General features: G+C 67.0%; 16 protein-coding genes and 3 rRNA genes. 7 read left to right on the top strand and 12 right to left on the bottom strand.

The features are described 5' to 3' along the window. Window positions 1–85: 85 nt before the first annotated feature. Entirely contained in the window at window positions 86–2,914 is a 2,829-nt protein-coding gene (secA, locus tag OG623_RS21400; protein WP_406148473.1) for a preprotein translocase subunit SecA, read from the bottom strand. Window positions 2,915–3,154: 240 nt separating this feature from the next. Between secA and OG623_RS21395 the strand changes: the two genes are divergently transcribed. Both OG623_RS21395 and OG623_RS21390 read left to right on the top strand, forming a co-directional pair. Next, entirely contained in the window at window positions 3,155–3,745 is a 591-nt protein-coding gene (locus OG623_RS21395; RefSeq protein WP_406148471.1) for a GNAT family N-acetyltransferase, read from the top strand. Window positions 3,746–3,755: 10 nt separating this feature from the next. Beyond that, a complete protein-coding gene (locus tag OG623_RS21390; protein ID WP_406148469.1) occupies window positions 3,756–4,931 on the top strand; it encodes a winged helix-turn-helix domain-containing protein in 1,176 nt (391 codons plus the stop codon). A 50-nt stretch (window positions 4,932–4,981) separates the two neighbouring features. Here the strand turns inward: OG623_RS21390 and OG623_RS21385 are convergent, their stop codons facing one another. The 7 genes from OG623_RS21385 to mtnA all read right to left on the bottom strand — a co-directional run bounded on the left by OG623_RS21385 (window position 4,982) and on the right by mtnA (window position 13,526). Continuing rightward, on the bottom strand, window positions 4,982–5,776 hold the full coding sequence (locus tag OG623_RS21385; RefSeq protein ID WP_406148467.1) for a response regulator: 795 nt from the start codon (window positions 5,774–5,776) through the stop codon (window positions 4,982–4,984). A gap of 195 nt (window positions 5,777–5,971) precedes the next feature. Beyond that, window positions 5,972–6,661, bottom strand: coding sequence for a ribosome hibernation-promoting factor, HPF/YfiA family (gene hpf / locus OG623_RS21380; RefSeq protein WP_362886100.1), 690 nt, complete (start codon window positions 6,659–6,661; stop codon window positions 5,972–5,974). 329 nt (window positions 6,662–6,990) lie between these two features. Continuing rightward, window positions 6,991–7,695, bottom strand: a complete 705-nt coding sequence (locus OG623_RS21375) for a ComF family protein (protein ID WP_406148466.1) — start codon at window positions 7,693–7,695, stop codon at window positions 6,991–6,993. Between the two features lie 104 nt (window positions 7,696–7,799). Continuing rightward, on the bottom strand, window positions 7,800–9,659 hold the full coding sequence (locus OG623_RS21370; RefSeq protein WP_406148465.1) for an LpqB family beta-propeller domain-containing protein: 1,860 nt from the start codon (window positions 9,657–9,659) through the stop codon (window positions 7,800–7,802). After that, entirely contained in the window at window positions 9,649–11,682 is a 2,034-nt protein-coding gene (mtrB, locus tag OG623_RS21365) for an MtrAB system histidine kinase MtrB (protein WP_406148463.1), read from the bottom strand. The genes OG623_RS21370 and mtrB overlap by 11 nt, the downstream gene beginning before the upstream one ends. 1 nt (window position 11,683) lies before the next feature. Beyond that, window positions 11,684–12,373: a two-component system response regulator MtrA gene (mtrA, locus tag OG623_RS21360; RefSeq protein WP_187282414.1), complete on the bottom strand. Its 690-nt coding sequence runs from the start codon at window positions 12,371–12,373 to the stop codon at window positions 11,684–11,686. A gap of 4 nt (window positions 12,374–12,377) precedes the next feature. Further along, window positions 12,378–13,526 carry an S-methyl-5-thioribose-1-phosphate isomerase gene (mtnA, locus tag OG623_RS21355; RefSeq protein ID WP_406148462.1) on the bottom strand — a complete coding sequence of 383 codons (1,149 nt, stop codon included), beginning with the start codon at window positions 13,524–13,526 and terminating at the stop codon, window positions 12,378–12,380. Between the two features lie 140 nt (window positions 13,527–13,666). On the opposite strand from mtnA, the gene OG623_RS21350 reads away from it, so the two are divergent. Genes OG623_RS21350 through OG623_RS21330 form a run of 5 tightly spaced genes read left to right on the top strand, consistent with a single transcriptional unit; the run spans window position 13,667 to window position 19,141 of the window. Beyond that, window positions 13,667–14,875, top strand: coding sequence for a glycerophosphoryl diester phosphodiesterase membrane domain-containing protein (locus tag OG623_RS21350; protein WP_406148460.1), 1,209 nt, complete (start codon window positions 13,667–13,669; stop codon window positions 14,873–14,875). A gap of 4 nt (window positions 14,876–14,879) precedes the next feature. Continuing rightward, window positions 14,880–15,575: a DUF4129 domain-containing protein gene (locus tag OG623_RS21345; protein ID WP_406148458.1), complete on the top strand. Its 696-nt coding sequence runs from the start codon at window positions 14,880–14,882 to the stop codon at window positions 15,573–15,575. Continuing rightward, window positions 15,572–16,801 carry a DUF4350 domain-containing protein gene (locus OG623_RS21340; RefSeq protein ID WP_406148457.1) on the top strand — a complete coding sequence of 410 codons (1,230 nt, stop codon included), beginning with the start codon at window positions 15,572–15,574 and terminating at the stop codon, window positions 16,799–16,801. The genes OG623_RS21345 and OG623_RS21340 overlap by 4 nt, the downstream gene beginning before the upstream one ends. Continuing rightward, window positions 16,798–17,817 carry an AAA family ATPase gene (locus tag OG623_RS21335; protein ID WP_406148456.1) on the top strand — a complete coding sequence of 340 codons (1,020 nt, stop codon included), beginning with the start codon at window positions 16,798–16,800 and terminating at the stop codon, window positions 17,815–17,817. Before OG623_RS21340 ends, OG623_RS21335 begins: the two co-directional genes overlap by 4 nt. A gap of 10 nt (window positions 17,818–17,827) precedes the next feature. Next, on the top strand, window positions 17,828–19,141 hold the full coding sequence (locus OG623_RS21330) for a DUF58 domain-containing protein (protein ID WP_406148455.1): 1,314 nt from the start codon (window positions 17,828–17,830) through the stop codon (window positions 19,139–19,141). 115 nt (window positions 19,142–19,256) lie between these two features. Here OG623_RS21330 and rrf read toward each other — a convergent pair. From rrf to OG623_RS21310, 4 genes are all read right to left on the bottom strand, one after another. Beyond that, window positions 19,257–19,373: ribosomal RNA gene (rrf, locus tag OG623_RS21325) — 5S ribosomal RNA — on the bottom strand. 95 nt (window positions 19,374–19,468) lie between these two features. Next, window positions 19,469–22,592, bottom strand: a 23S ribosomal RNA gene (locus OG623_RS21320). A gap of 302 nt (window positions 22,593–22,894) precedes the next feature. Next, window positions 22,895–24,420 (bottom strand): 16S ribosomal RNA (locus OG623_RS21315). The 16S, 23S and 5S rRNA genes sit together here, the layout of an rRNA operon. Window positions 24,421–25,121: 701 nt before the next feature. After that, window positions 25,122–26,129 carry a stage II sporulation protein M gene (locus tag OG623_RS21310; RefSeq protein WP_406148454.1) on the bottom strand — a complete coding sequence of 336 codons (1,008 nt, stop codon included), beginning with the start codon at window positions 26,127–26,129 and terminating at the stop codon, window positions 25,122–25,124. Between the last annotated feature and the right edge of the window lie 14 nt (window positions 26,130–26,143).

Genomic DNA, 26,143 nt, shown 5'->3' with positions numbered 1-26,143 from the left:
CCGGGGCCCGGAGACGCCAAGAGAACGGCCCGGCCCGGAACACCGTCGAGGTGTCCGGGCCGGGCCGTCCCAGCCGCGCCGCGCGCTACTTCTTGCGGCGCCGCCCACTCGCGCTCTTCTGCGCCTTACGGCGCTCCGCACGCGTCAGCCCGTCCCCCTCGGGCCGCGCACCGTCACCGTCACCGCTGGCGAAGTCGCCCTCGACGACGCCGCCCTCTCCGTCCACCGTGGGAGCGGAGAAGTGCAGCCGGTCCGGGCGCTGCGGAGCGTCCAGGCCCTTGGCCCGGATCTCCGGGCGCCCTGCCCCGGCCGCCACCGGCGCGTCCTCCTTGTCGAGCGAGGTCCGCTCGGCCTCGTCCTTCACCGGGACCTCCTCGACCTGCTGCTCGACCTGGACCTCCAGGTTGAACAGATAGCCGACGGACTCCTCCTTGATGCCCTCCATCATGGCGTTGAACATGTCGAAGCCCTCGCGCTGGTACTCGACCAGCGGGTCCTTCTGCGCCATGGCACGCAGGCCGATGCCCTCCTGGAGATAGTCCATCTCGTAGAGGTGCTCACGCCACTTGCGGTCCAGGACCGACAGGACCACGCGTCGCTCCAGCTCGCGCATGATGTCCGAGCCGAGCGTCTTCTCGCGCTCCGCGTACTGCTCGTGGATGTCGTCCTTGACCGATTCGCCGATGAAGTCGGCGGTCACACCGGCCAGGTCACCCGCGGCCTCCTCCAGCTCCTCGACCGTGACCTTCACCGGGTAGAGCTGCTTGAAGGCGCCCCACAGCCGGTCGAGGTCCCACTCCTCGGCGAAGCCCTCGGCCGTCTCCTGGCGGATGTAGTCGTCGATCGTGTCGTCCATGAAGTGGCGGATCTGGTCCTGCAGATCCTCACCCTCCAGGACGCGGCGCCGCTCGCCGTAGATGACCTCACGCTGCCGGTTGAGCACCTCGTCGTACTTCAGGACGTTCTTACGCGTCTCGAAGTTCTGCTGCTCGACCTGCGACTGCGCCGAGGCGATCGCCCGCGTCACCATCTTGTTCTCGATCGGGACGTCGTCGGGCACGTTCGCCATCGACATGACGCGCTCGACCATCTGCGCCTTGAACAGCCGCATCAGGTCGTCGCCCAGCGACAGGTAGAACCGGGACTCGCCCGGGTCGCCCTGACGGCCGGAACGACCGCGCAGCTGGTTGTCGATACGCCGCGACTCGTGCCGCTCCGTACCCAGGACGTAGAGCCCGCCGAGGTCCTTGACCTCGTCGTGCTCGGCCTTGACGGCCTGCTCGGCCTTCTCCAGCGCCGCGGGCAGCGCGGCCGCCCACTGCTCGACGTGCTCGACCGGGTCGAGTCCGCGCTGCCGCAGATCCGCCTCGGCCAGGTCGTCGGGGTTGCCGCCCAGCTTGATGTCCGTACCGCGGCCCGCCATGTTCGTGGCGACCGTGACGGCGCCCTTGCGGCCGGCCTGGGCGATGATCGGCGCCTCCCGGTCGTGCGCCTTGGCGTTGAGCACCTCGTGCTGGACACCGCGCTTGGAGAGCTGCTGCGAGAGGTACTCGGACTTCTCGACCGAGGTGGTGCCGACCAGGATCGGCTGGCCCTTCTCGTGCTTCTCCGCGATGTCGTCGACGACCGCGGCGAACTTCGCGACCTCGGTGCGGTAGATCAGGTCCGACTGGTCGGCACGGACCATGGGCCGGTTCGTCGGGATCGGCACGACGCCGAGCTTGTAGATCTGGTGGAACTCGGCCGCCTCGGTCATCGCCGTACCGGTCATGCCGGAGAGCTTGCTGTACAGACGGAAGAAGTTCTGCAGGGTGATCGTGGCGAGCGTCTGGTTCTCGTCCTTGATGTCCACCCCTTCCTTCGCCTCGATGGCCTGGTGCATGCCCTCGTTGTAACGGCGGCCCGCGAGGATACGGCCGGTGTGCTCGTCGACGATCATGACTTCGCCGTCGATGACGACGTAGTCCTTGTCGTTCTTGAAGAGCTCCTTGGCCTTGATCGCGTTGTTGAGGTAACCGACGAGCGGGGTGTTCACCGACTCGTAGAGGTTGTCGATCCCCAGCCAGTCCTCGACCTTGGAGACACCGGGCTCATGGATGGCCACGGTCCGCTTCTTCTCGTCGACCTCGTAGTCGCCGGTCTCCTCGATGCCCTTCAGCGGGTTGCCCGCCTCACCCTTGGTGAGACGCGTGACCAGCTTCGCGAAGTCCCCGTACCACTTGGTGGCCTGGTCGGCCGGGCCGGAGATGATCAGCGGCGTACGAGCCTCGTCGACGAGGATCGAGTCGACCTCGTCGACGATGGCGAAGTTGTGGCCGCGCTGGACGAGCTCGTCCTGGGACCACGCCATGTTGTCGCGGAGGTAGTCGAAACCGAACTCGTTGTTCGTGCCGTACGTGATGTCGCAGGCGTACTGCTCGCGGCGCTGGGCCGGAGTCATGTTGGCGATGATGCAGCCGACATCGAGACCGAGGAACTTGTGCACCCGTCCCATCATCTCGGAGTCGCGCTCGGCCAGGTAGTCGTTGACCGTGATCAGGTGCACGCCCTTGCCCGAGAGCGCATTGAGATACGCGGGCAGGGTACCGACGAGGGTCTTGCCCTCGCCGGTCTTCATCTCGGCCACATAGCCGAGGTGCAGGGCGGCACCGCCCATCATCTGGACGTCGTAGTGGCGCTGTCCGAGGACGCGCTTGGCCGCCTCACGGACGGTCGCGAATGCTTCGGGAAGCAGGTCGTCCAGGCTCTCGCCGTCCGCGTACCGTTCCTTGTACTCGTCGGTGAGCGCCCGCAGCTCGGCGTCGGAGAGGTTGACGAAGTCCTCTTCGATGGAGCTGACCTGGTCCGCGATGCGGTGCAGTTTGCGCAGGATCTTGCCTTCGCCTGCACGCATGAGCTTGTTGAAGACGGACACTGAGGCTGGTCTCCTTGCCGGTCGGGCCTGGCACTGGGTCGTGTGATGGACTCTGGCGCGGGCACGGCAGGTGGGCCCCACCGCAACGGCCATCGTAAGCGAGGACCCCGCCACGCCGGGAGGGCTGCCACGGCGTTCTCCCCGCCGCGCCCTCCAGGACAACGGCCGGAGTGGACGGAAGGTGCCGGGAAGCACCGAAAAGTGCTCGCTTCCCGCCTCCCCTGTCACCAGAATCTCCGCATGGAACCCATCACACTCACCACGGAGCGCCTGATCATGCGCCCCTTCGCGCCGGAGGACGCCGACGCCGCCCATACCGCGTGCCAGGACCCCGAGATCCAGCGCTGGACAGTTGTCCCGTCGCCGTACACCCGTGCCGACGCGGAACTCTTCACACAAAAACTCTCCCCCTCGGGGTGGCAGGACGACACGATGTACAACTTCGCGGTCCTCCTGCGGGGCGGCGGACCGCTCGTCGGCGCGCTCGGCGTCAACCGTCACAGCCTTCCCGGCACGTACGAGGTGGGTTTCTGGACGGCGAAGGAGCACCGGGGCGCCGGATTCACGACGGAGGCGGTGCTCGCGGCGGCCCGCTGGGCGTTCACCTCGCTCGGTGCCGACCGCCTGGAGTGGCGGGCCGAGGTCGGCAACGTCCCGTCCCGGGCGGTCGCTCTGCGTGCGGGCTTCCGCATGGAGGGTGAGCAGCGGTCGGCGCTGTTCAACAAGGGCATACGGCGCGACACCTGGATCGGTGCGCTGCTCCCCGCCGATCTGGGGCTGCCGGGCACGCATCCCCATCGGCCGGCCCCTGATGTCAGTGGCGCGTTCTAGGGTTCTCCGCATGACGCCTGCGCCGCCGCCCGTTCTGGAACTCTCCGCCGACCAGGCGCGCCGTATCGCGCTGCGCGCCCAGGGACTCCTGGGCGCCCCGGACCGCCGGGGCGGGGTCCCGGGGGTGCTGCGCAGCCTCGGGGCCGTCCAGCTCGACACGATCTCGGTCCTAGCCAGGTCGCACGAGCTCGTGCCGTACGCCCGCCTCGGCGCGCTGGGCCGCCGCGCGGTCGACGAGGCCTACTGGTCGGGTGGCCGCTCCTTCGAGTACTGGTCGCACGCCGCCTGCGTCCTGCCGGTCGAGGAGTGGCCGCACTTCGCGTTCCGCCGCCGCGCCTACCGCTCCCGGCCGCACTGGAACCACGACCTGCCCGTCGGGGTGTACGCGAAGGTGATCGACCAGCTGCGCGCCGAGGGCCCGCTGACGGCGACGGAGCTCGGCGGCGCGAAGAACGGCGGCGAGTGGTGGGACTGGTCCGCGTCCAAGGTCGCCGTCGAGCGTGCCCTGATGTACGGCGAGGTGGTGTGCACGGAGCGGCGTGGCTGGAAGCGGATCTACGACCTGGCCGAGCGCGCGATCCCGGACACCGTGCTCCACGACCGGCTGGACGACGCGGAGTGCCTGCGCCGGCTGGTGGCCCTGGCCGGGCAGTCGCTGGGCGTGGGCACCCGGGCGGACATCGCCGACTACCACCGGCTCAAGGCCGAGCAGTTCGACGCCGTCGTGGCGGACTCCGGGCTGATCCCGGTATCCGTCCAGGGCTGGGCGAAGCCCGCCTGGGCGCACCCCGATGCCCTCGCGTCCGAGCCGCGCGGACGGCACCGCACGACACTGCTGTCCCCCTTCGACTCCCTGATCTGGGAGCGTGCGCGTACGGAGCGGATCTTCGCCTTCACCCATCGCCTGGAGGCGTACGTCCCCCGGCCCAAGCGGATCCACGGCTACTTCGCGATGCCGCTGCTCGCGGGCGGCCGGCTGCGGGGCCGGGTCGACCCGGCCAGGGAGGGGACCACGCTGGTCGGCCGCCAGGTCTCGCTGGACGGCGCGAAGTCCGTGGTGCCCATGGCCGAGGCCCTCGTGGAGGCGGCGTCCTGGGTCGGCTGCACGGATGTGCGGCTGGAGCGCGTCGACGCACCGGAGCTGCGCGAGCCGCTCATGGCGGAAATCGCCCGCGCCCTTCCGTAGGCGCCGGGCGGGCCCCGCACCTCCCGCCGCCCGCTCTGTCCGGTCTCGCGCTACCTGATCTCGAGGATCTTCTCCCGCATGGCATAGACCACGGCTTCCATCCGGGAGTGCAGCTGGAGCTTCTCCAGGATATTGCGGACGTGGTTCTTCACCGTGTTCTCGGAGATGAACAATTCCTTGGCGATATCACGGTTGTTCATGCCCGTGGCGACGAGTTTGAGGACTTCCAGCTCACGCTCGGTGAGGCGCGGTGCGGGAACGAGCCGGCGCTCGTCGGTGCGCTGAATCATCGACTTGAACTCGGTGAGCAGTTTGGAGGCCATCGACGGGCTGATCTGGGACTGGCCGTCCGCCACCGCGCGAATGGCCGTGGCCACCTCGTCGGTCGAGATCTCCTTGAGCAGATATCCGGTGGCGCCTGCCTTGATCGCCTCGTAGAGATCGGCTTCCTCATCACTGATCGTCAGCATGATGATCTTCGCGCTGGGGGCCACCTCCTTGATGGAGGTGCAGGCTTCGATGCCGCCGCGCTTGGGCATCCGTACGTCCATCAGCACGATGTCGGGCAGCAGGTCCGCCGCCTTGTCCACCGCCTCCGCCCCGTCCCCCGCCTCTCCGATGACCTGGATGTCCTCCTCCTGCGCGAGGACGATCTCCAGACCTCTGCGGAAGAGCGCATGGTCGTCCACCACAAGAACCCTGATGGGTTCCTTGCGGGAACCGCTGTCGCGCGAACCGCTGTCGTCCGCGACGGAATCCACACCGGAAGAGTCCGTACCGGAGTCCGCACCGGCAGTGCTGTCGGCGTCGTTCGTCCCGCGTACGGGCCCGAAGGTGTCCGCCATCGTTCCTCCCCCTGAAGGCCACTGCCTGAGGTCACAGGCTGTCCGCCAACGGCAGTGCACGCAGCACTGATTGGCCTGGGGCACCATGATTTCATGCCTGGCCGCCGAAGCGGTGCCCCCGCGGTCGCACGCGTGCCCCCGGGAGCGCGCGGACGCTTCCCGGGGGCACGCCTATCGACTGTCGAGCGGTGGGTGTCAGCCTCCGAGCGCACCGCCCGCGCCGCCCGCCGCGTCGGAGGCCAGCGGGTCGGTCCTCAGGTGGATCACGCCGTAGTCGTAGGCGTGGCGCCGGTAGACGACGCTGGGCTCCTTGGTCTCGGAGTCGACGAACAGATAGAAGTCATGCCCGACCAACTCCATCTCGTAGAGCGCCTGGTCGAGTGTCATCGGCGCCGCGACGTGCGTCTTCTCGCGCACCACGAGCGGACCTTCACCCTGCACCTCGAGTGAACCGATCCTGGTGGTGGGCACGGACGGCGCCGGCTCCTCGGGGATCAGCTCACCGTCCCCGTTGAAGGAGGCGACACCGGGTACGACGTCCCCCACCTCGGACGCGGGCAGCCGGCCGTTACCACGCCTGCTGTAGCGCTTGTCGTGCTCCTTGCGCAGCTGGGTGTCCAGCTTGTCGGTGGCCAGGTCCAGCGCTGCGTACGGGTCGCCTGCTGCCGCTTCCGCCCGGATGACCGGCCCACGCGAGCGGAGCGTGATCTCCACCCTTGCAGCACGGTCGGCCTGACGGGGGTTGGGCTCCTTGGACACCTCGACGTCGAGGCTGATCACCTTGCCGTCGAACTTCTGGATCTTGTCCAGCTTCAGCTTCTCGGCCACGTGCTTGCGGAACCGCTCGGGCACCTCGGTCTTGCGGCCCTTGACGACGATGTCCACGCAGAACTCCGTTCCCGGGTTGCTCCGCTTCGGCGGCGGAGCATCTCCCTTTTGCACCAGGCTCCGGTGATCGCCGGAGCCGCGGACTCGGTGGCTGTCACCTCCTCCTCCCCCGTCGGCGGGGCTTCCACCCCACCGATTTCCAAGCTTCTGGCGTACCGATGGGTTACCTGCCCGAAACCTGGTGGCGCATTCGCGGAGGCACGGAATTCACCGTCCCTCACAACCGAACATAGCCTGCCCACCACCGTGTCGGCACCCGCTACTCACGCGTACCTCCGATCGGGCTTCTTTACCCACTCACCACCTGCAACGATGGAATTTATCTGTCAGTTCCGGTTTATCTCGAAGGCAGACGGAGAAGCTGCGACAACCGCGGCCCGCATCCCTGGCGCCCGGCCCGCCGAACGGACCGCGCGTGCCGCCTCCGCCAGCGACGCCCCGGTCGTCAGCACGTCGTCCACCAGCACGACCCGGCCCCCGTCGAGCAGCCTCCGGCCGCCGTCCACGACGCCGAGGGCGCCCGCCAGATTCAGCCCCCGCTCCCTGGCCCCCAGCCCCGCCTGGTCGGCCACCACGCGCCGCTGCCGCAACACGGCGAGCATCCGGGCCCGCGCACCCCCGCGCCGCAGCTCGGCCGCTGCTGCGGCCGCGATCCTGCGTGCTGGATCATGCCCACGCGCGGCCGTGGCGCGCCGTGCCGACGGCACGGGAACCAGCAGCAGCGGCACCCGGTCTCCCGCATGCCCCGCTCCGGCCCGCACAGCGTCCGCCAGAGCCCCGCCGAGCACCCCGGCAAGGCCGAGCACCCCCCGCTCCTTGTGGGCCAGCAGCATCGCGCGTACGGCGTTCTCGTAGGGCGCCGCCGCGTGAACCGGGGGCAGGCCCTCGGGCTCCGGCGACGGCCGCACCCGGCGCGGCCCGGCCGCCAGAGACGCGGCGCACTCCTCGCACAGCTCCGTCCGCGGTCTGCCGCAGCCTCCGCAGGCCACGGGCAGCACCAGTCCGGCGATCTCCCGCCACCAACTCCGCACGGTCCCACTGTGCCCGGGCGCCCGGCACTCGGCCATCCCTGTGGAAAACCCCTGTGGACAACGGGGCGGCCCCTCCTTCCCGGGGCTTCCTGGGGGCGCTCCGCTCAGCCCGGGTAGACCGGCGACGAGCCCTCCTTGAGGACCGTCTGCCAGTTGTCCCCCGGTGACAGCTTCACTATCCCGTCGCTCTCGGTGTCCGCCATCAGCGGGAGCTGGTCGTCGTCGGCGGCCGCGACAGCCGTCACCTGGTTCACGCCCGGCAGGACCCCGGAGGAGGACGTGGACCCGTCGGCCTGGACGTAGCGCACCTGCTGCACACCGCCCTCCTCCTTGCCGACCACCACGAGACGGCTGCGGCCCGACCAGGAGAAAGCCGTCACATCGGCCAGCTGGGGCGCGGCCCGGCGCAGATCCTGGACCGACACCTGCTCGGCCTCTCCCGAGCCATGACGCTCGACCCGGCCGATGTGCAGCGTGGTGTGCCCGTCCTTCGACACCCGCAACGCGATCCGCACCCCGTCGGACGACATCCGCAGCGCCTCGATCCGCCCGCCGTCCAGGTCGGGCACCGAGACCTCCTTCGGCTCCCCCGCACCGTCGGCCAGACGCAGCAGCCTGGGATCGGAGGGATCGCGGTCGGCGACCCACAGGTCTCCGGTGCCGTCCCAGCTCGGTGCCGACAGCCGGTCGGCGGCCTTCTTCGCATGACTCGTCACGACGGGGTCGGCCGGCTCGCTGTCCTCGGTGAGGGAGGAGACGTAGAGATGCTGCTGGTCCTCCGAGACGGCGGCGGCCTGCTGTTCGTCCCGGGCCACACCGACCGCGCTCATGGCGACCGTCCCGCTGCCCAGCGGACCGGTCACCGGCTCCGGATCACCGCTCCCCTTGCTGCTTCCCGGGATGCGCTGCACCCGCCCCTTGTCGTCCACGAAGTACTGGCTGTCGGGAACGCCGGACCCCTTGTCCGCGGTGAAATCCTCGGCCTCGTCCGCCCCGAGGGAGCACAGTGGTCCCTGCTCGCCCTGGAGCTCGACCTGCCCCACCCGGGCGGATGTCAGATCCCGCAGCGTGAAGAGCACCTGGGCCGCCATCAGCCGGCAGGTGCTCTGCCCGGCCTGTTCGGCCTTCTTGTTGAGCGGCACCTTCAGGACGTTCTGGTCGTCCGTCGTCAGCGAGGTGACCCCGCGCTTCAGCGCCGTCCCCACGGGGAAGCGCGAATCGACCACCGGCCGCAGCCAGTTCGACGGGCCTTGCAGCAGCGTGCGCACCGTCTGGGTGGCCGTGTCCATCCGCGTGACGGGGTCCGTACGGTTGCGTACGTAGACGGGGTCGGCGACCAGTGCGGCCGCGTCGTCGTTCCGGCCCGCGGCGAAGTAGTACTTGTTCACGGACCGGTAGAGGCGCTTGAAGTCGGACTGCCCGAGCACCAGGCCGTCCGGCACGATGTCGATGCGCCATTCCTTCTTGCCGTCCGCCCCCTTCTCCCGGATCAGATGAAGCATCTGGGAGTACTCCGAGGGAGCCAGCGGCCGGTACGAACTCTGCGCGTCGACCGCCGCCACCTGTTCGCCGGTCAGCGTGTACGTGGTCTCGGTGCCCCTGCGTTCCTTGTCATGGATCGTGCGCCGTTTGCGGTTGGGCGCATTCGCGAGCACCGTCGTGCCCTCGCTCGGCTCCCAGGCGCGGCCCGCCTCCGCGGTCAGATAGGTGCGGGTCGTGGCGAAATCGGGGTCGTCGCTGGTCATCGACTCCAGAAAGCCGTCGACGACCTCGATGGGGGTGGCGCCCTCCCTCGGGGGTACGGCGTACACCTGGACCTGGGAGTCCCCCGGCTGCGAGGCGTCGACCGCCTTCACATCGCCGGTGACCGGCATCGCCCCGCACCCGGCGAGCACCATGACCGCGCAGCCCAGCAGCACGGACAGCCGCACCGAGCGGCCGCACCGACGGCGGTCAGTGTCCACGAGTCGTGTCCTCCTGCTCCGGATCCTGCGTCTCTCGTTCGGCGCCCCCGCCCGGCCGGTCCCCGGCCGGACGCGACACCACACGGGCCCCACTGCCCGGCAGAGCCGCCGGGTCGACCGACCCCGTCGCACACGACGCGGCGGATCCACGCGCCGGCACGCCCAGGCGCGGACGAGCCGTGGAACCTGTCCCGCTCGGTACGGGCGTCCGCCGGTGATCGCTCGCCGCCGACGCCACCCCCACACGCTCACGGTCCTCGCGGTTACGCCGGGAGTCCTCCGGCTCCAGGGGTATCGGAGACCCCCGCAGCGGCTCGTCCGCCGTACGCGGAAGGGTCAGCCGGAACTGCGAGCCGCCACCGGGCTCGCCCCAGGCCTGGAGCCAGCCGCCGTGCAGCCGGGCGTCCTCGACGGCGATCGACAGCCCGAGGCCCGTGCCACCGGTGGTGCGGGCGCGCGCCGGATCCGCCCGCCAGAAGCGGTTGAAGACCCGGGTCGCCTCACCCGGCTTGAGCCCCACGCCGTAATCCCTGACCGCCACGGCCACGGCACCCTGCGCGACACCCATGCGCACGACGACGTCGCGGCCCTCACCGTGCTCGACGGCGTTGACGACGAGATTGCGCAGGACCCGCTCGACACGGCGCGCGTCGGCCTCCGCGACCACGGGCTGTTCGTCACCCACCACCCGGATCCGGGTGCCCTTGCGCTCCGCCAGCGGCTCGGCACCGCCGATCACCCGCCGGACGACCGTGCGCAGGTCTATCGGTTCGGCTTCCAGCGCCGCGGCTCCCGCGTCGAACCTGCTGATCTCCAGCAGATCGGACAGGAGCGACTCGAAGCGGTCGAGCTGGTCCCCCAGCAGCTCCGCCGACCTGGCCGTGACCGGGTCGAAGTCGACCCGCGCCTCATGGATGACATCGGCGGCCATCCGCACGGTCGTCAGCGGGGTGCGCAGCTCGTGGCTGACGTCCGAGACGAAACGCCGTTGCATGCGGGAGAGCTCCTCCAGCTGCTGGATCTTCAGCTGAAGGCTCTGCGCCATCTTGTTGAAGGCCTCGCCGAGGCGTGCGATGTCGTCCTCGCCGGTGACCTTCATCCGCTCCTGGAGCCGGCCCGCGGAAAGCCTCTCGGCGATCCCCGCCGCCATCCGTACGGGTGTGACGACCTGACGCACCACGAACCAGGCGATGGCGCCGAGCAGCACGACCACGAACAGGCCCGCCGTGGCGAGGGTCGTCGTGACCAGGGTCAGCGACTTCTCCTCCTGCGAGAGCGGGAAGAGGTAGTACAGCTCGTACGGGTTGTGGTCGACGTCGTAGAGCCGCTTACCCACGACGAGGCCGGGCTCCGAGGGCTTCCCGTGCGAGTACCGGATCAGCGAGTACGTCTGGAAGGCGCCCGCTCCCTTGCCCACGTCGTCCCGGAGACTCTGCGGGATGCTGGACGCCTCCACGCTGCCCGAGCCACGGGGGGCGCGGCTGGTGGTGCCTTGTCCGACGGAGTCGGGGCTGAGCGCCACCACGTTGAAGGCGTTCGTGCCACCGCTGGCGAGCTGGTCGACGAGCTCGGTGCGCCAGGAGGTGTTGGCCGTCATGCCGTCGGCGCTCTCCTCGCTCTGGTCCCCGGGTACCAGAGGCGCGTTCGCGTTCGTCTGGGCGGCCGCGAAACCGCCGGCCGCCTGTGTCTGCGCGGCCTTGCCCTTCGCCTCGAGCAGGCCGTTGCGGACCTGCCCGATCACGACGAAGCCGAGGAGGAGCACCACGGCGATCGACATCAGCAGCGTCCCCGCGACGACACGGAGCTGCAGATTGCGCCGCCACAGGCGGACAGCCGGCAGCAGCGGGCCACGGATCCACCGCATCAACAGCCGCGGCACGGGGCCGCCGGGCGTCCGGTCGCGGAACAACCGGCCGCCCAGCGGATCCCGGCCGAAGCGGGGAGCACTCCGTGCCTGACCGGCAGCCCGCCCCGTACGGGCCCCGGGCACCCCGGGTGGCGGAGCAGCGCTGCCCAGGGTCATGTCAGCTCGGTCCGGCCTTGTAACCGACACCGCGGACGGTCACGACGATCTCCGGCCGCTCCGGGTCCTTCTCCACCTTCGAGCGGAGCCGCTGGACGTGCACGTTCACCAGACGGGTGTCCGCGGCGTGGCGGTAGCCCCACACCTGCTCCAGCAGCACCTCACGGGTGAAGACCTGCCAGGGCTTACGCGCGAGAGCGACCAGCAGGTCGAACTCCAGCGGGGTGAGAGCGATGGACTGCCCCTCCCGCTTCACCGAGTGACCGGCCACGTCGATGACCAGATCACCGATCGTGAGCTGCTCCGGCGCGGGCTCCTCGGACCTCCGCAAACGCGCCCTGATCCGGGCAACCAACTCCTTCGGCTTGAACGGCTTGACGATGTAGTCGTCGGCCCCGGATTCCAGGCCCACCACCACATCCACCGTGTCGCTCTTGGCAGTGAGCATGACGATCGGCACACCCGACTCGGCCCTGATCAGCCGGCAGACCTCGATGCCGTCCCGTCCGGGCAGCATGAGGTCCAGCAGCACCAGGTCCGGCTTGGCCTCACGAAATGCGGCCAGTGCCTTGTCGCCGTCCGCTACGAACGACGGCTCGAAACCTTCTCCCCGCAGCACAATGCCGAGCATCTCGGCCAGTGCGGTGTCGTCGTCGACGACAAGGACGCGTCCCTTCATAAACGACATCATCCCATTAGCTAATCGTTACCTGCGATGACCTGGCACACAGCTCTGCCAGTCCGACCCCCGTGACCGGGGAAATGACGCCCTCCTCCGTGACGATCGCCGTGACCAGTTCCGACGGCGTGATGTCGAATGCGGGGTTGTACGCCTGGGCCCCCGGGGGCGCGACGACCGTCCTGCCCCCTTCACCTCCAGCCGCAGCACCCGGCTTGGGTGTGAACTCTGTCACTTCCGACGCGGAACGCTGCTCCACGACGATCGATGTGCCATCCACCGACTCCAGATCGACCGTGGTCGTCGGCGCCACGACCAGGAACGGCACATGGTGGTACTTCGCGAGCACCGCCAACGGATAGCTCCCCACCTTGTTGGCCACCGAGCCGTCCGCGGCAATGCGGTCCGCCCCGATGATTACGGCATCCACCTCCCCCGCCGCAAACAGCGAGCCCGCGGCACTGTCCGTCAACACGCTGTACGGCATCCCGTTCCGCCCCGCCTCGTACGCCGTCAGCCGTGCACCCTGGAGCAGCGGGCGGGTCTCGTCCACCCACAGGTGCCGCAGGCTGCCCTTCCGGTGCGCCCGCAGTGCCACCGCGAAGGCCGTACCCGCGCCGCCCGACACGAGCGCCCCGGTGTTGCAGTGGGTCAGCAGCCGGTGCCCGCCTCCGCCCGGCAGGAGCTCCCCGAGCAGCTCCAGACCGTACTGCGCCATCCGGCCGCTGGCCGCCGCGTCCTCCCTGTGCAGAGCCCGCGCCTCCTCCAGGGCCGTCGAGGCGGCCTCCTCGGAGCCCGCCCCTCTGCCGACCGCCGCCTCGTACGCCCGTGCCACCCGCCGCGCGCCGTATCCGAGATTCACCGCGGTGGGCCGCGCCCGCTCCAGCAGCTCCGCCGCCCGCGCCACGTCCTCACCGAGGGCAGCGGCCAGTGCCACCCCGTAACCTCCGGCGATACCCAGCAGAGGCGCCCCGCGCACCGCCAGCGTCCGGATCGCCCGCACCAGCGCCGGCACATCGGCGCACACCAGCTCGACCTCCTCGGCAGGCAGCCGCGTCTGGTCGAGGAGCACCACCGCAGGGCCTTGCGGAGGCCCGTCCCAGCGGAGCACGGAGAGAGCCGGAGGCTCGATACCCACCGGCGATTGCGCATCCTGATCAGCCATCCGCCCAGTCTGCCCGCTGAACCGCCCGCACACGAAGGCAAGAAGCAGATACAGGGGCAGGTCCGCACAGGACCGGCGCGTGACACGATGGCTGCCGACCTGCCGCCCCGATCAGCGGGCAGGACTGTGAAGGAGCGACGATGAACGACTCTCCGGGCTGGGCTTCGCCCGGATCCGCCCCCTCCGACGACCAGGGGACGGGCATTCCCAACCCCTCCTCCCCCGTCGACGGCGGCGGGCAGGCCGGACAGTGGTCTCCCGCGCAGCCGCCGCCGGGACAGTGGTACCCGCCGAGCGCCCCCGGCGCAGGCCCGGGCGCACCACCGCCGGCCCCGGGCTGGGGCGGCATGCCTCCGGGCCCCGGATGGGGCGGCCGACCGATGGCCGCCAAGCCCGGCGTCATCCCGCTGCGCCCCCTGGGCGTCGGCGAGATCCTCGACGGCGCGGTGTCCACGATGCGCACCCACTGGCGCACGGTCCTGGGTATCAGCCTCACCGTCTCCGTGATCGCCGAGATCGTGATCATTCTCGTGGAGCGCTATCTCCTGCCCGAGCAGAAGTCGGTCGACCCGAACGCCACCGGGGCGGAGGCCCTCCGCCAGGCCACCGACTCGGCGCAGTCCCAGCTGCTCAACACCGCCCCCAGCACGCTCATCGCGTTGATCGCCACCCTCATCACGACCTCGGTCCTCACCGTGGTGATCAGCCGCTCCGTGCTGGGCCGGGGTGTGACACTCTCCGAGGCCTGGTCCGAGGCACGGCCCCGGCTCCTTCCGCTGCTCGGGCTGACGCTTCTGCTGGGCCTGATGAGCATCGCGATCATGGTGGTGGGGCTGCTTCCCGGCCTGGCCCTGGGCAGCGGTGGGGGCGGGCTCGCCCTGACCGTCCTCGGCTTCCTCGCCGGCTGCGCGGTCGTCCTGTGGCTCATGGTCCGCTTCACTCTCGCGGCGCCGGCGCTGATGCTGGAACGGCAGCCCGTACTCACCTCGCTGCGCCGGTCCGCCAAGCTGGTCAACGGCAGCTGGTGGCGGACGTTCGGCATCCTGGCTCTCAGCTACCTGCTGGTCATCGTGCTCACTTTGATCATCACGATCCCGTTCGGCGTCATCGCCGTGACCGTGGACAGCGACAGTCTGAGCGAGTTTCTCAACAGCAGCTCGACGAACTTCGGCTGGCCCTTCCTCGTCATCACGGGCATCGGCGATGTCATCATCTCGACGCTCGCCTACCCCTTCACCGCCGGCGTGATGGCCCTGCTCTACATCGACCAGCGCATCCGTCGTGAGGCCCTCGACCTCGAACTCGCCCGGGCCGCGGGCGTGCCCGGCTACGACACCCCCAGGGGCTGATGCGGTGACGGGGGCGGGGGGCACCACCGCAGCGGCACGGCACATCCTGGCGGGCGGGGACATACCCGTGGACACCTCACGCGTCCCCGCCCGTGAAGCGGCACGGGACGAACTGTCCGACCCGATGTACCACGAACACGATCCGAACCTCCTGGAACGCGGCCTCGACCGCTTCTGGGACTGGATCGGCGACCTCTTCGCCGGCGCCGCAGGAGCCGCCCCCGGCGGCCCGCTCGGGCTCGTCGTACTCGTCCTGGTCGTCATCGGACTGGGGGCCGCCCTGTGGTGGAGGCTCGGCACACCGCGGCGCACCGCCCACATGACGGAGACCCTCTTCGGTGACACCGCGCGCAGCGCGACCGACCACCGCACCACAGCCGCCGCACACGCCGAGGCCCGACGCTGGACCGAAGCCGTCCAGGAACGGATGCGTGCCCTCGTACGCGCCCTCGAGGACCGGGCCGTGCTCACCCCGCGCCCCGGCCGGACCGCTGACGAGGCGGCCTCCGAGGCGGGCCTGCTGATGCCCGCACACGCCGCCCGGCTCCACGCCGCCGCCCGGGTCTTCGACGAGGTCACATACGGGGGCCGCACAGCCGACGAGGCCGCGTACCTGACCCTGCGCACACTCGACCTGGACCTTGAGGCCACCAAGCCATCGCCGGCCGCCACCGGCGCGGCACGGGAGACCGCCGGATGACCGCCGCAGCGGCCGGTCCCGTCACATCGGAGTCCCGCAGCCCCCACCAGATCTGGCAGCGCGTCCGGGGTCTGCTGTTCGCCGCCCTCATCCTCGTCGTCGCGGGTGTCGCCATCGCAGCCTTCCGCTCCGGCGGCCAGCACGGCCGGCTCGATCCCCGCTCCGCGGACCCGTACGGCAGCCGGGCGGTCGCCGAACTCCTCAAGGAGCGCGGGATATCCATCGATGTCGCCACGACCCTCGACGAGGCCGCCGGTGTGGCAGGCCCCGACACCACCCTGCTCGTCACCGGGCCCAACATGCTCACCGCCCACCAGCAGCGGCGCCTCCGCACGACGACCGCGGACTCCGCGGGCCGTTTCGTACTCGTCGCCCCCGGTGGCCCTTCCGTCGCCCGGCTCGCTCCCGGCGTGCACCAGAAGTCCCACGGCCCGGTGACCACGCGCCCGCCACGCTGCGAACTCCCCGCGGCCCGCACCGCAGGCGCCACCGATATGGGCGGTATCCACTACGGCACGGACGTACGCGAGGCCACCGCCTGCTACCCGGACCACGGACTCGCCTCCCTCCTCGTCGTGCCGGGACAGGCAGCCGGCGACACCGTGCTGCTCGGCTCCCCCGACATCCTCTACAACGACCGTCTCGACCAGCAGGGCAACGCCTCGCTGGGCCTGCAACTCCTCGGTTCCCGCCCGCATCTCGTCTGGTACCTCCCCTCACTCGACGATCCCTCCGCCGCCGAAGGCGGCACATCCGGCGGGGGCGACAGCGGTGACAACGGATCCGGAGGAGAGAGCGGCTTCATCGCCCTCATCCCCTCGGGCTGGCTCTGGGGCACCCTCCAACTGGCCCTCGCAGCCGTACTCGCCGCCATGTGGCGTGGCCGCCGCTTCGGCCCGCTGGTCACCGAGCGACTGCCGGTGGCCATCCGTGCCTCCGAATCCACCGAAGGCCGGGCCCGTCTCTACCGCAAGTCCGACGCCCGCGACCGTGCCGCAGCCGCACTGCGCTCCGCCACGCGGAACCGCATCTCCCCCCTCCTCGGTGTGTCTCCCCGCGACACCGACTCCCCCGCTGTGCTCGTGCCCGCCGTCGCCGCGCGCCTCAGCACCCCGGGCACCGACGCCACCGCCCTCCTCTTCGGCCCGCCACCGGCCGATGACGCCGCACTGATCCTTCTGACCGATCAACTCGACGCCCTCGAAAGAGAGGTACGCACTTCATGAGCGCCCCGACCCCGGAGACCGGCGAGTTCACGGGGGCTGCAGGGGCCCCTGCAGCCCCCGTGAACTCCGACAGCGCCCGCGCATCCCTGGAGGCTCTGCGCTCCGAGATCGCCAAGGCCGTGGTCGGCCAGGACCCGGCCGTGACCGGACTGGTCGTCGCGCTCCTCTGTCGCGGTCATGTCCTCCTGGAGGGTGTACCCGGGGTAGCGAAGACCCTGCTGGTCCGCGCACTTGCCGCCTCCCTCGAACTGGACACCAAACGCGTGCAGTTCACGCCCGACCTGATGCCGAGCGATGTCACGGGCTCGCTCGTCTATGACGCCCGCACCGCCGAGTTCTCCTTCCAGCCCGGACCGGTGTTCACCCATCTCCTGCTCGCCGACGAGATCAACCGAACCCCTCCCAAGACGCAGTCCTCCTTGCTGGAGGCCATGGAGGAACGTCAGGTCACCATCGACGGGACGCCCCGCCCGCTGCCCGACCCCTTCCTGGTGGCGGCCACCCAGAACCCGGTGGAATACGAGGGCACCTACCCCCTGCCCGAGGCCCAGTTGGACCGCTTCCTCCTCAAGCTGACAGTCCCCCTGCCCTCACGCGAGGACGAGATCAACGTGCTCACTCGCCATGCGGACGGGTTCAACCCTCGCGACCTCAAGGCCGCGGGCATCCAGCCCGTGGCAGGCCCCGCCCACCTGGAAGCGGCGCGCGCCGCAGTCGCCAAGACCTCGGTCTCTCCCGAGATCGCCGCCTATGTCGTGGATATCTGTCGTGCCACGCGTGATTCCCCCTCGCTCACTCTCGGCGCCTCCCCCCGAGGAGCCACCGCACTGCTCTCCACCGCACGGGCGTGGGCCTGGCTCACAGGACGGGACTACGTCATCCCGGACGATGTGAAAGCTCTCGCTCTGCCCACACTTCGTCATCGCATCCAGCTGAGGCCCGAAGCCGAAATGGAGGGAGTCACCGCGGACTCCGTCATCACCTCGGTTCTCGCTCACGTCCCCGTCCCCCGGTGAGGAGGTGACCATGGCCCTCACCGGACGTGCCGCTCTGGTAGCGGCGTTGGGGTCACTCCCCGTAGGCATCCTGGCCCCCAGCTGGACGGGCCTGCTCGCGGTCGATGTCCCGCTCTCACTGGCAATTCTGTGCGACTACGCCCTGGCCGCGCCAGTGCGTACGCTCCACTTCACCCGATCCGGTGACACATCCGTTCGACTCGGTGACACCGCATCAGTGCAACTCACTGTGACCAGTCCGTCCCGGCGCCGGCTCCGCGCCCACATCCGTGACGCCTGGCCCCCCAGCAGCTGGACATCGGAGGCCGAACAGGCCTCGTCCCGGCACCAGTTCGAGGTACCGGCCGGAGGGCGCCGCCGTCTCACCACGCTCCTACGCCCGTCACGGCGTGGCGACCGCGAGGCCGACCGCGTCACTGTCCGGTCGTTCGGCCCCCTCGGGCTCGCGACCCGGCAGGGATCCCATCGCGTGCCCTGGACGGTCCGGGTACTGCCGCCCTTCACCAGCCGGAAGCATCTGCCGTCGCGCCTCGCCCGGTTGCGAGAGCTCGACGGCCGGACCAGTGTGCTCACACGCGGAGAAGGCACCGAGTTCGACAGCCTGCGTGCCTACGTTCCGGGGGACGACACCCGATCCATCGACTGGCGAGCCACCGCACGCCAGTCCGCGGTCGCCGTGCGCACCTGGCGCCCCGAGCGCGACCGCCACATCCTCATCGTCCTCGACACCGGCCGCACTTCAGCAAGCCGGGTGGGCGATGTCCCTCGACTCGACGCCGCGATGGACGCGACACTGCTCCTCACGGCCCTCGCCACCCGCGCGGGCGACCGCGTGAACCTGATGGCTTACGACCGGCGTGTCCGAGCGCAGGTACGGGGCAGGACAGCGGGCGGGGACCTCCTGTCGACGGTCGTCAGCACTCTGGCCACCCTGGAATCCGAGTTGGTGGAGACCGACGCCCACGGCCTCAGCACAGCCGCACTGTCACATGCCCCGCGCCGTTCGCTCATTGTCCTGTTCACGGGTCTGGACGCCGCGCCCATCGAAGAGGGTCTCCTGCCGGTCCTGCCGGAGCTCACCCGACGCCACACGGTTCTGGTCGCAGCAGTCGCCGACCCTCACGTCGAAGCAATGGCCCAGGCACGGGGCACAGTGGACGCGATCTACGAAGCCGCCGCCGGCACTCAGGCTCAGGCACAACGCCGCCGCACCGCGGACCAGCTCCGGCGTCATGGCGTCACGGTCGTCGACGCCGCCCCCAACGACCTCGCACCCGCACTGGCCGACGCCTACCTTGCCCTGAAGGCGGCCGGCCGGCTGTAGAGAGGGGTAAAGAGACAGGGCCGAGCTTGGCCGGCCCTGCATTACCGGACGCTCAGATGCTCAGAACGCAGAAAAGCCCCGTGCCACAAGGGCACGGGGCTTTCCCGGAATAATAGTTCGGCGGCGTCCTACTCTCCCACAGGGTCCCCCCTGCAGTACCATCGGCGCTGAAAGGCTTAGCTTCCGGGTTCGGAATGTAACCGGGCGTTTCCCTAACGCAATGACCACCGAAACACTATGAAATTAACCAACACCGGGCGCATCTAAAAAGACGCAGCAACACGGCAGTTCGTTATTTCAGAACCAACACAGTGGACGCGAGCAACTGAGGACAAGCCCTCGGCCTATTAGTACCAGTCAGCTCCACCCGTTACCGGGCTTCCACATCTGGCCTATCAACCCAGTCGTCTACTGGGAGCCTTAACCCTTCAAGAGGGTGGGAATACTCATCTCGAAGCAGGCTTCCCGCTTAGATGCTTTCAGCGGTTATCCTTTCCGAACGTAGCCAACCAGCCATGCCCTTGGCAGAACAACTGGCACACCAGAGGTTCGTCCGTCCCGGTCCTCTCGTACTAGGGACAGCCCTTCTCAATATTCCTACGCGCACAGCGGATAGGGACCGAACTGTCTCACGACGTTCTAAACCCAGCTCGCGTACCGCTTTAATGGGCGAACAGCCCAACCCTTGGGACCGACTCCAGCCCCAGGATGCGACGAGCCGACATCGAGGTGCCAAACCATCCCGTCGATATGGACTCTTGGGGAAGATCAGCCTGTTATCCCCGGGGTACCTTTTATCCGTTGAGCGACAGCGCTTCCACAAGCCACTGCCGGATCACTAGTCCCGACTTTCGTCCCTGCTCGACCCGTCGGTCTCACAGTCAAGCTCCCTTGTGCACTTACACTCAACACCTGATTGCCAACCAGGCTGAGGGAACCTTTGGGCGCCTCCGTTACTCTTTAGGAGGCAACCGCCCCAGTTAAACTACCCATCAGACACTGTCCCTGATCCGGATCACGGACCCAGGTTAGACATCCAGCACGACCAGAGTGGTATTTCAACGACGACTCCACAACCACTGGCGTGGCCGCTTCAAAGTCTCCCACCTATCCTACACAAGCCGAACCGAACACCAATATCAAACTATAGTAAAGGTCCCGGGGTCTTTCCGTCCTGCTGCGCGAAACGAGCATCTTTACTCGTAGTGCAATTTCACCGGGCCTATGGTTGAGACAGTCGAGAAGTCGTTACGCCATTCGTGCAGGTCGGAACTTACCCGACAAGGAATTTCGCTACCTTAGGATGGTTATAGTTACCACCGCCGTTTACTGGCGCTTAAGTTCTCAGCTTCGCACACCCGAAAGTGCACTAACCGGTCCCCTTAACGTTCCAGCACCGGGCAGGCGTCAGTCCGTATACATCGCCTTACGGCTTCGCACGGACCTGTGTTTTTAGTAAACAGTCGCTTCTCGCTGGTCTCTGCGGCCACCCCCAGCTCACCGAGTAAATCGGATCACCAGAAATGGCCCCCTTCTCCCGAAGTTACGGGGGCATTTTGCCGAGTTCCTTAACCATAGTTCACCCGAACGCCTCGGTATTCTCTACCTGACTACCTGAGTCGGTTTAGGGTACGGGCCGCCATGAAACTCGCTAGAGGCTTTTCTCGACAGCATAGGATCATCCACTTCACCACAATCGGCTCGGCATCAGGTCTCAGACTATATGCACGACGGATTTACCTACCGTGCGTCCTACACCCTTACCCCGGGACAACCACCGCCCGGGCTGGACTACCTTCCTGCGTCACCCCATCGCTTACCTACTACAAGTCTGGTTCATCGGCTCCACCACTACCCTCAACTCCGAAGAGATCAGGCCGGCTTCACGGACTTAGCATCGCCTGATTCAGTACTGGGCGTTTCAAAGCGGGTACCGGAATATCAACCGGTTGTCCATCGACTACGCCTGTCGGCCTCGCCTTAGGTCCCGACTTACCCTGGGCAGATCAGCTTGACCCAGGAACCCTTAGTCAATCGGCGCACACGTTTCTCACGTGTGTATCGCTACTCATGCCTGCATTCTCACTCGTGAACCGTCCACAACTCGCTTCCACGGCTGCTTCACCCGGCACACGACGCTCCCCTACCCATCCCAGCCCCCGTTAGAGGTATGTGCTGGAATGACACGACTTCGGCGGTACGCTTGAGCCCCGCTACATTGTCGGCGCGGAATCACTTGACCAGTGAGCTATTACGCACTCTTTCAAGGATGGCTGCTTCTAAGCCAACCTCCTGGTTGTCTCTGCGACTCCACATCCTTTCCCACTTAGCGTACGCTTAGGGGCCTTAGTCGATGCTCTGGGCTGTTTCCCTCTCGACCATGGAGCTTATCCCCCACAGTCTCACTGCCGCGCTCTCACTTACCGGCATTCGGAGTTTGGCTAAGGTCAGTAACCCGGTAGGGCCCATCGCCTATCCAGTGCTCTACCTCCGGCAAGAAACACACGACGCTGCACCTAAATGCATTTCGGGGAGAACCAGCTATCACGGAGTTTGATTGGCCTTTCACCCCTAACCACAGGTCATCCCCCAGGTTTTCAACCCTGGTGGGTTCGGTCCTCCACGAAGTCTTACCTCCGCTTCAACCTGCCCATGGCTAGATCACTCCGCTTCGGGTCTAGAGCGTGCAACTCAAACGCCCTATTCGGACTCGCTTTCGCTACGGCTTCCCCACACGGGTTAACCTCGCTACACACCGCTAACTCGCAGGCTCATTCTTCAAAAGGCACGCAGTCACGACTGCATGTGCAAGCACACACAGCGACGCTCCCACGGCTTGTAGGCACACGGTTTCAGGTACTATTTCACTCCGCTCCCGCGGTACTTTTCACCATTCCCTCACGGTACTATCCGCTATCGGTCACCAGGGAATATTTAGGCTTAGCGGGTGGTCCCGCCAGATTCACACGGGATTTCTCGGGCCCCGTGCTACTTGGGTGTCTCTCAAACGAGCCGTCAATGTTTCAGCTACGGGGGTCTTACCCTCTACGCCGGACCTTTCGCATGTCCTTCGCCTACATCAACGGTTTCTGACTCGTCTCACAGCCGGCAGACTATGAAAAAGAGATCCCACAACCCCGCATGCGCAACCCCTGCCGGGTATCACACGCATACGGTTTGGCCTCATCCAGTTTCGCTCGCCACTACTCCCGGAATCACGGTTGTTTTCTCTTCCTGAGGGTACTGAGATGTTTCACTTCCCCTCGTTCCCTCCACACTGCCTATGTGTTCAGCAGCGGGTGACAGCCCATGACGACTGCCGGGTTTCCCCATTCGGAAACCCCCGGATCAAAGCTTGGTTGACAGCTCCCCGGGGACTATCGTGGCCTCCCACGTCCTTCATCGGTTCCTGGTGCCAAGGCATCCACCGTGCGCCCTTAAAAACTTGGCCACAGATGCTCGCGTCCACTGTGCAGTTCTCAAACAACGACCAGCCACCCACCACCCCACCCTTACAGGCGAGTTCACTGGGACCGGCAACCAAAGGAACAGACTCAAACAAGCCCGTACCTTCAGATACCCAACAGCGTGCCCGACCCGATCAACTTGTTCCGCTTTCCACGCCGAAGCAGTACTCACACAACAAGCTCACCGTGCCGAATAGTCAACGTTCCACCCATGAGCAACCAGCACCGAACATTCGCCGGTGTACTGGCCTCTGACCAAGCGAACCTGGTAAGAAGTGCTCCTTAGAAAGGAGGTGATCCAGCCGCACCTTCCGGTACGGCTACCTTGTTACGACTTCGTCCCAATCGCCAGTCCCACCTTCGACAGCTCCCTCCCACAAGGGGTTGGGCCACCGGCTTCGGGTGTTACCGACTTTCGTGACGTGACGGGCGGTGTGTACAAGGCCCGGGAACGTATTCACCGCAGCAATGCTGATCTGCGATTACTAGCAACTCCGACTTCATGGGGTCGAGTTGCAGACCCCAATCCGAACTGAGACCGGCTTTTTGAGATTCGCTCCGCCTCGCGGCATCGCAGCTCATTGTACCGGCCATTGTAGCACGTGTGCAGCCCAAGACATAAGGGGCATGATGACTTGACGTCGTCCCCACCTTCCTCCGAGTTGACCCCGGCAGTCTCCTGTGAGTCCCCATCACCCCGAAAGGCATGCTGGCAACACAGAACAAGGGTTGCGCTCGTTGCGGGACTTAACCCAACATCTCACGACACGAGCTGACGACAGCCATGCACCACCTGTATACCGACCACAAGGGGGGCACCATCTCTGATGCTTTCCGGTATATGTCAAGCCTTGGTAAGGTTCTTCGCGTTGCGTCGAATTAAGCCACATGCTCCGCTGCTTGTGCGGGCCCCCGTCAATTCCTTTGAGTTTTAGCCTTGCGGCCGTACTCCCCAGGCGGGGAACTTAATGCGTTAGCTGCGGCACCGACGACGTGGAATGTCGCCAACACCTAGTTCCCAACGTTTACGGCGTGGACTACCAGGGTATCTAATCCTGTTCGCTCCCCACGCTTTCGCTCCTCAGCGTCAGTAATGGCCCAGAGATCCGCCTTCGCCACCGGTGTTCCTCCTGATATCTGCGCATTTCACCGCTACACCAGGAATTCCGATCTCCCCTACCACACTCTAGCTAGCCCGTATCGAATGCAGACCCGGGGTTAAGCCCCGGGCTTTCACATCCGACGTGACAAGCCGCCTACGAGCTCTTTACGCCCAATAATTCCGGACAACGCTTGCGCCCTACGTATTACCGCGGCTGCTGGCACGTAGTTAGCCGGCGCTTCTTCTGCAGGTACCGTCACTTTCGCTTCTTCCCTGCTGAAAGAGGTTTACAACCCGAAGGCCGTCATCCCTCACGCGGCGTCGCTGCATCAGGCTTTCGCCCATTGTGCAATATTCCCCACTGCTGCCTCCCGTAGGAGTCTGGGCCGTGTCTCAGTCCCAGTGTGGCCGGTCGCCCTCTCAGGCCGGCTACCCGTCGTCGCCTTGGTAGGCCATCACCCCACCAACAAGCTGATAGGCCGCGGGCTCATCCTTCACCGCCGGAGCTTTTAACCCCGTCCCATGCGGGACAGAGTGTTATCCGGTATTAGACCCCGTTTCCAGGGCTTGTCCCAGAGTGAAGGGCAGATTGCCCACGTGTTACTCACCCGTTCGCCACTAATCCACCCCGAAAGGCTTCATCGTTCGACTTGCATGTGTTAAGCACGCCGCCAGCGTTCGTCCTGAGCCAGGATCAAACTCTCCGTGAATGTTTTCCCGTAATCGGGATCACAACACGAGAGCGGAACAACCAAGTCGGAATAAGACCGGTCGTTCACAGCGTCCTCGCTGTTGTTGCCTACCCGACCCGAAGGACCGGTAGGACTTTTCAAAGGAACCACCAACCTGCCGAAACAGGCCGGGGTATCAACATATCTGGCGTTGACTTTTGGCACGCTGTTGAGTTCTCAAGGAACGGACGCTTCCTTCGGTCCCGTTTCACCGGGCCCCTCCGGGCGCTTCCCTTCGTGTTCTTGCGTTTCCGACTCTATCAGACTCTTTCGTGTCCGATTCCCGGCCGAAGCGGGATCTCACTGTTTCGCGTTCCAGTTCTTCGCTTTCGCGTTTCCCTTTCGGCGTTTCCAACTTTACCAGACTCTTTTTCATTCCGTTTCCGGTCCGAATTTGATTCCGGTGGCCTGTGGAGTGGCCTTTGCCTTTCGGCTGACTCGACTTTATCAGAAGCAATTCGGCCGAGGCGAACCCGGGCCTTTTGCTTGAAAGAGAAGAATCGATCGGCTCTGCGAGGACCAAATCCTCTGCACGAGCGAGATGAACTTTAGACGTTCCCGAGCGAGCTGTCCAACTCGTTGGAACCGTTAAAATCTACCTCTCCCCATAGACCGTGTCAACAGTCTTTGCGGGCGACAAGAAGGCTAGCAGGTCAGCGATCCGCCATGCACATCGGCCCTCAGGCCGCCGCCGGCAGCTCCGCGCTGCGCTCCGCGGCCTCGACGTCGCCGACGCCACCTTCACGGGCGGCCCTGCCCCCGAGAACGTAGACATAGGCGAGAAAGGCCAGCTCAGCACCGATGCCGATGGCCATGCGGGCCCAGGTGGGAAGCCCCGAGGGGGTGACGAAGCCTTCGATGACGCCGGAGACGAACAGGACCAGTGCCAGGCCGATGGCCATGCCGAGCGCGGCGCGCCCCTGCTGAGCCAGTGCCGAACGCCGGGTGCGCGGGCCCGGGTCGATGACCGTCCAGCCGAGTCGTAGTCCCGTACCCGCTGCGACAAAGACGGCGGTGAGTTCGAGCAGGCCGTGCGGCAGGATGAGCCCGAGGAAGGTGTCCAGCCGGCCGGCCGAGGACATCAGGCCGATGCCCACCGCGAGGTTGAGCACGTTGGCGAAGAGGATCCAGATCACCGGTATGCAGAGGAACGCCCCCAGCACCAGGCACATGGCCGCCGCCTGAGCGTTGTTCGTCCAGACCTGGGCGGCGAAGGAGGCGGCCGGATGACTGGAGTAGTACGTCTCGTACTCACCGCCCGGCATGGTCAGCGCGCGCAGGTCTTCCGGTGCTGCTATCGACGCCTGGACCTCCGGATGCGTACCGATCCACCAGCCCATCACGGCAGCCAGCAGTGTGGAGAGCACCGCCGTGGGAATCCACCAGTGCCGCGAGCGGTAGACGGCGGCGGGAAAGCCGGCGGTCAGGAAGCGTGCGGCGTCACGCCACGAAGCGCGACGGGTCCCCGTCACGGTCGAGCGCGCGCGGGCCACGAGTTGCGTGAGGCGAGCCGTCAGCAGTGGGTCCGGGGCGCTGGACTGGATCAAGGACAGATGGGTGGCCGTGCGCTGGTACAGGGTGACGAGTTCGTCCGCTTCCTCACCTGTCAGGCTGCGCCCGCGGTGCAGAAGATGGTCCAGGCGGTCCCACTCGTTGCGGTGGGTGGTCACGAAGACGTCGAGGTCCATGGGCGGCTGCTGCT

The organism is Streptomyces sp. NBC_01012 (genome assembly GCF_045162755.1).
Taxonomy (GTDB): Bacteria; Actinomycetota; Actinomycetes; order Streptomycetales; family Streptomycetaceae; genus Streptomyces.
The sequence above is the reverse complement of the archived record's forward strand: the minus strand, read 5'-3'. Positions and strand labels throughout refer to the sequence as shown.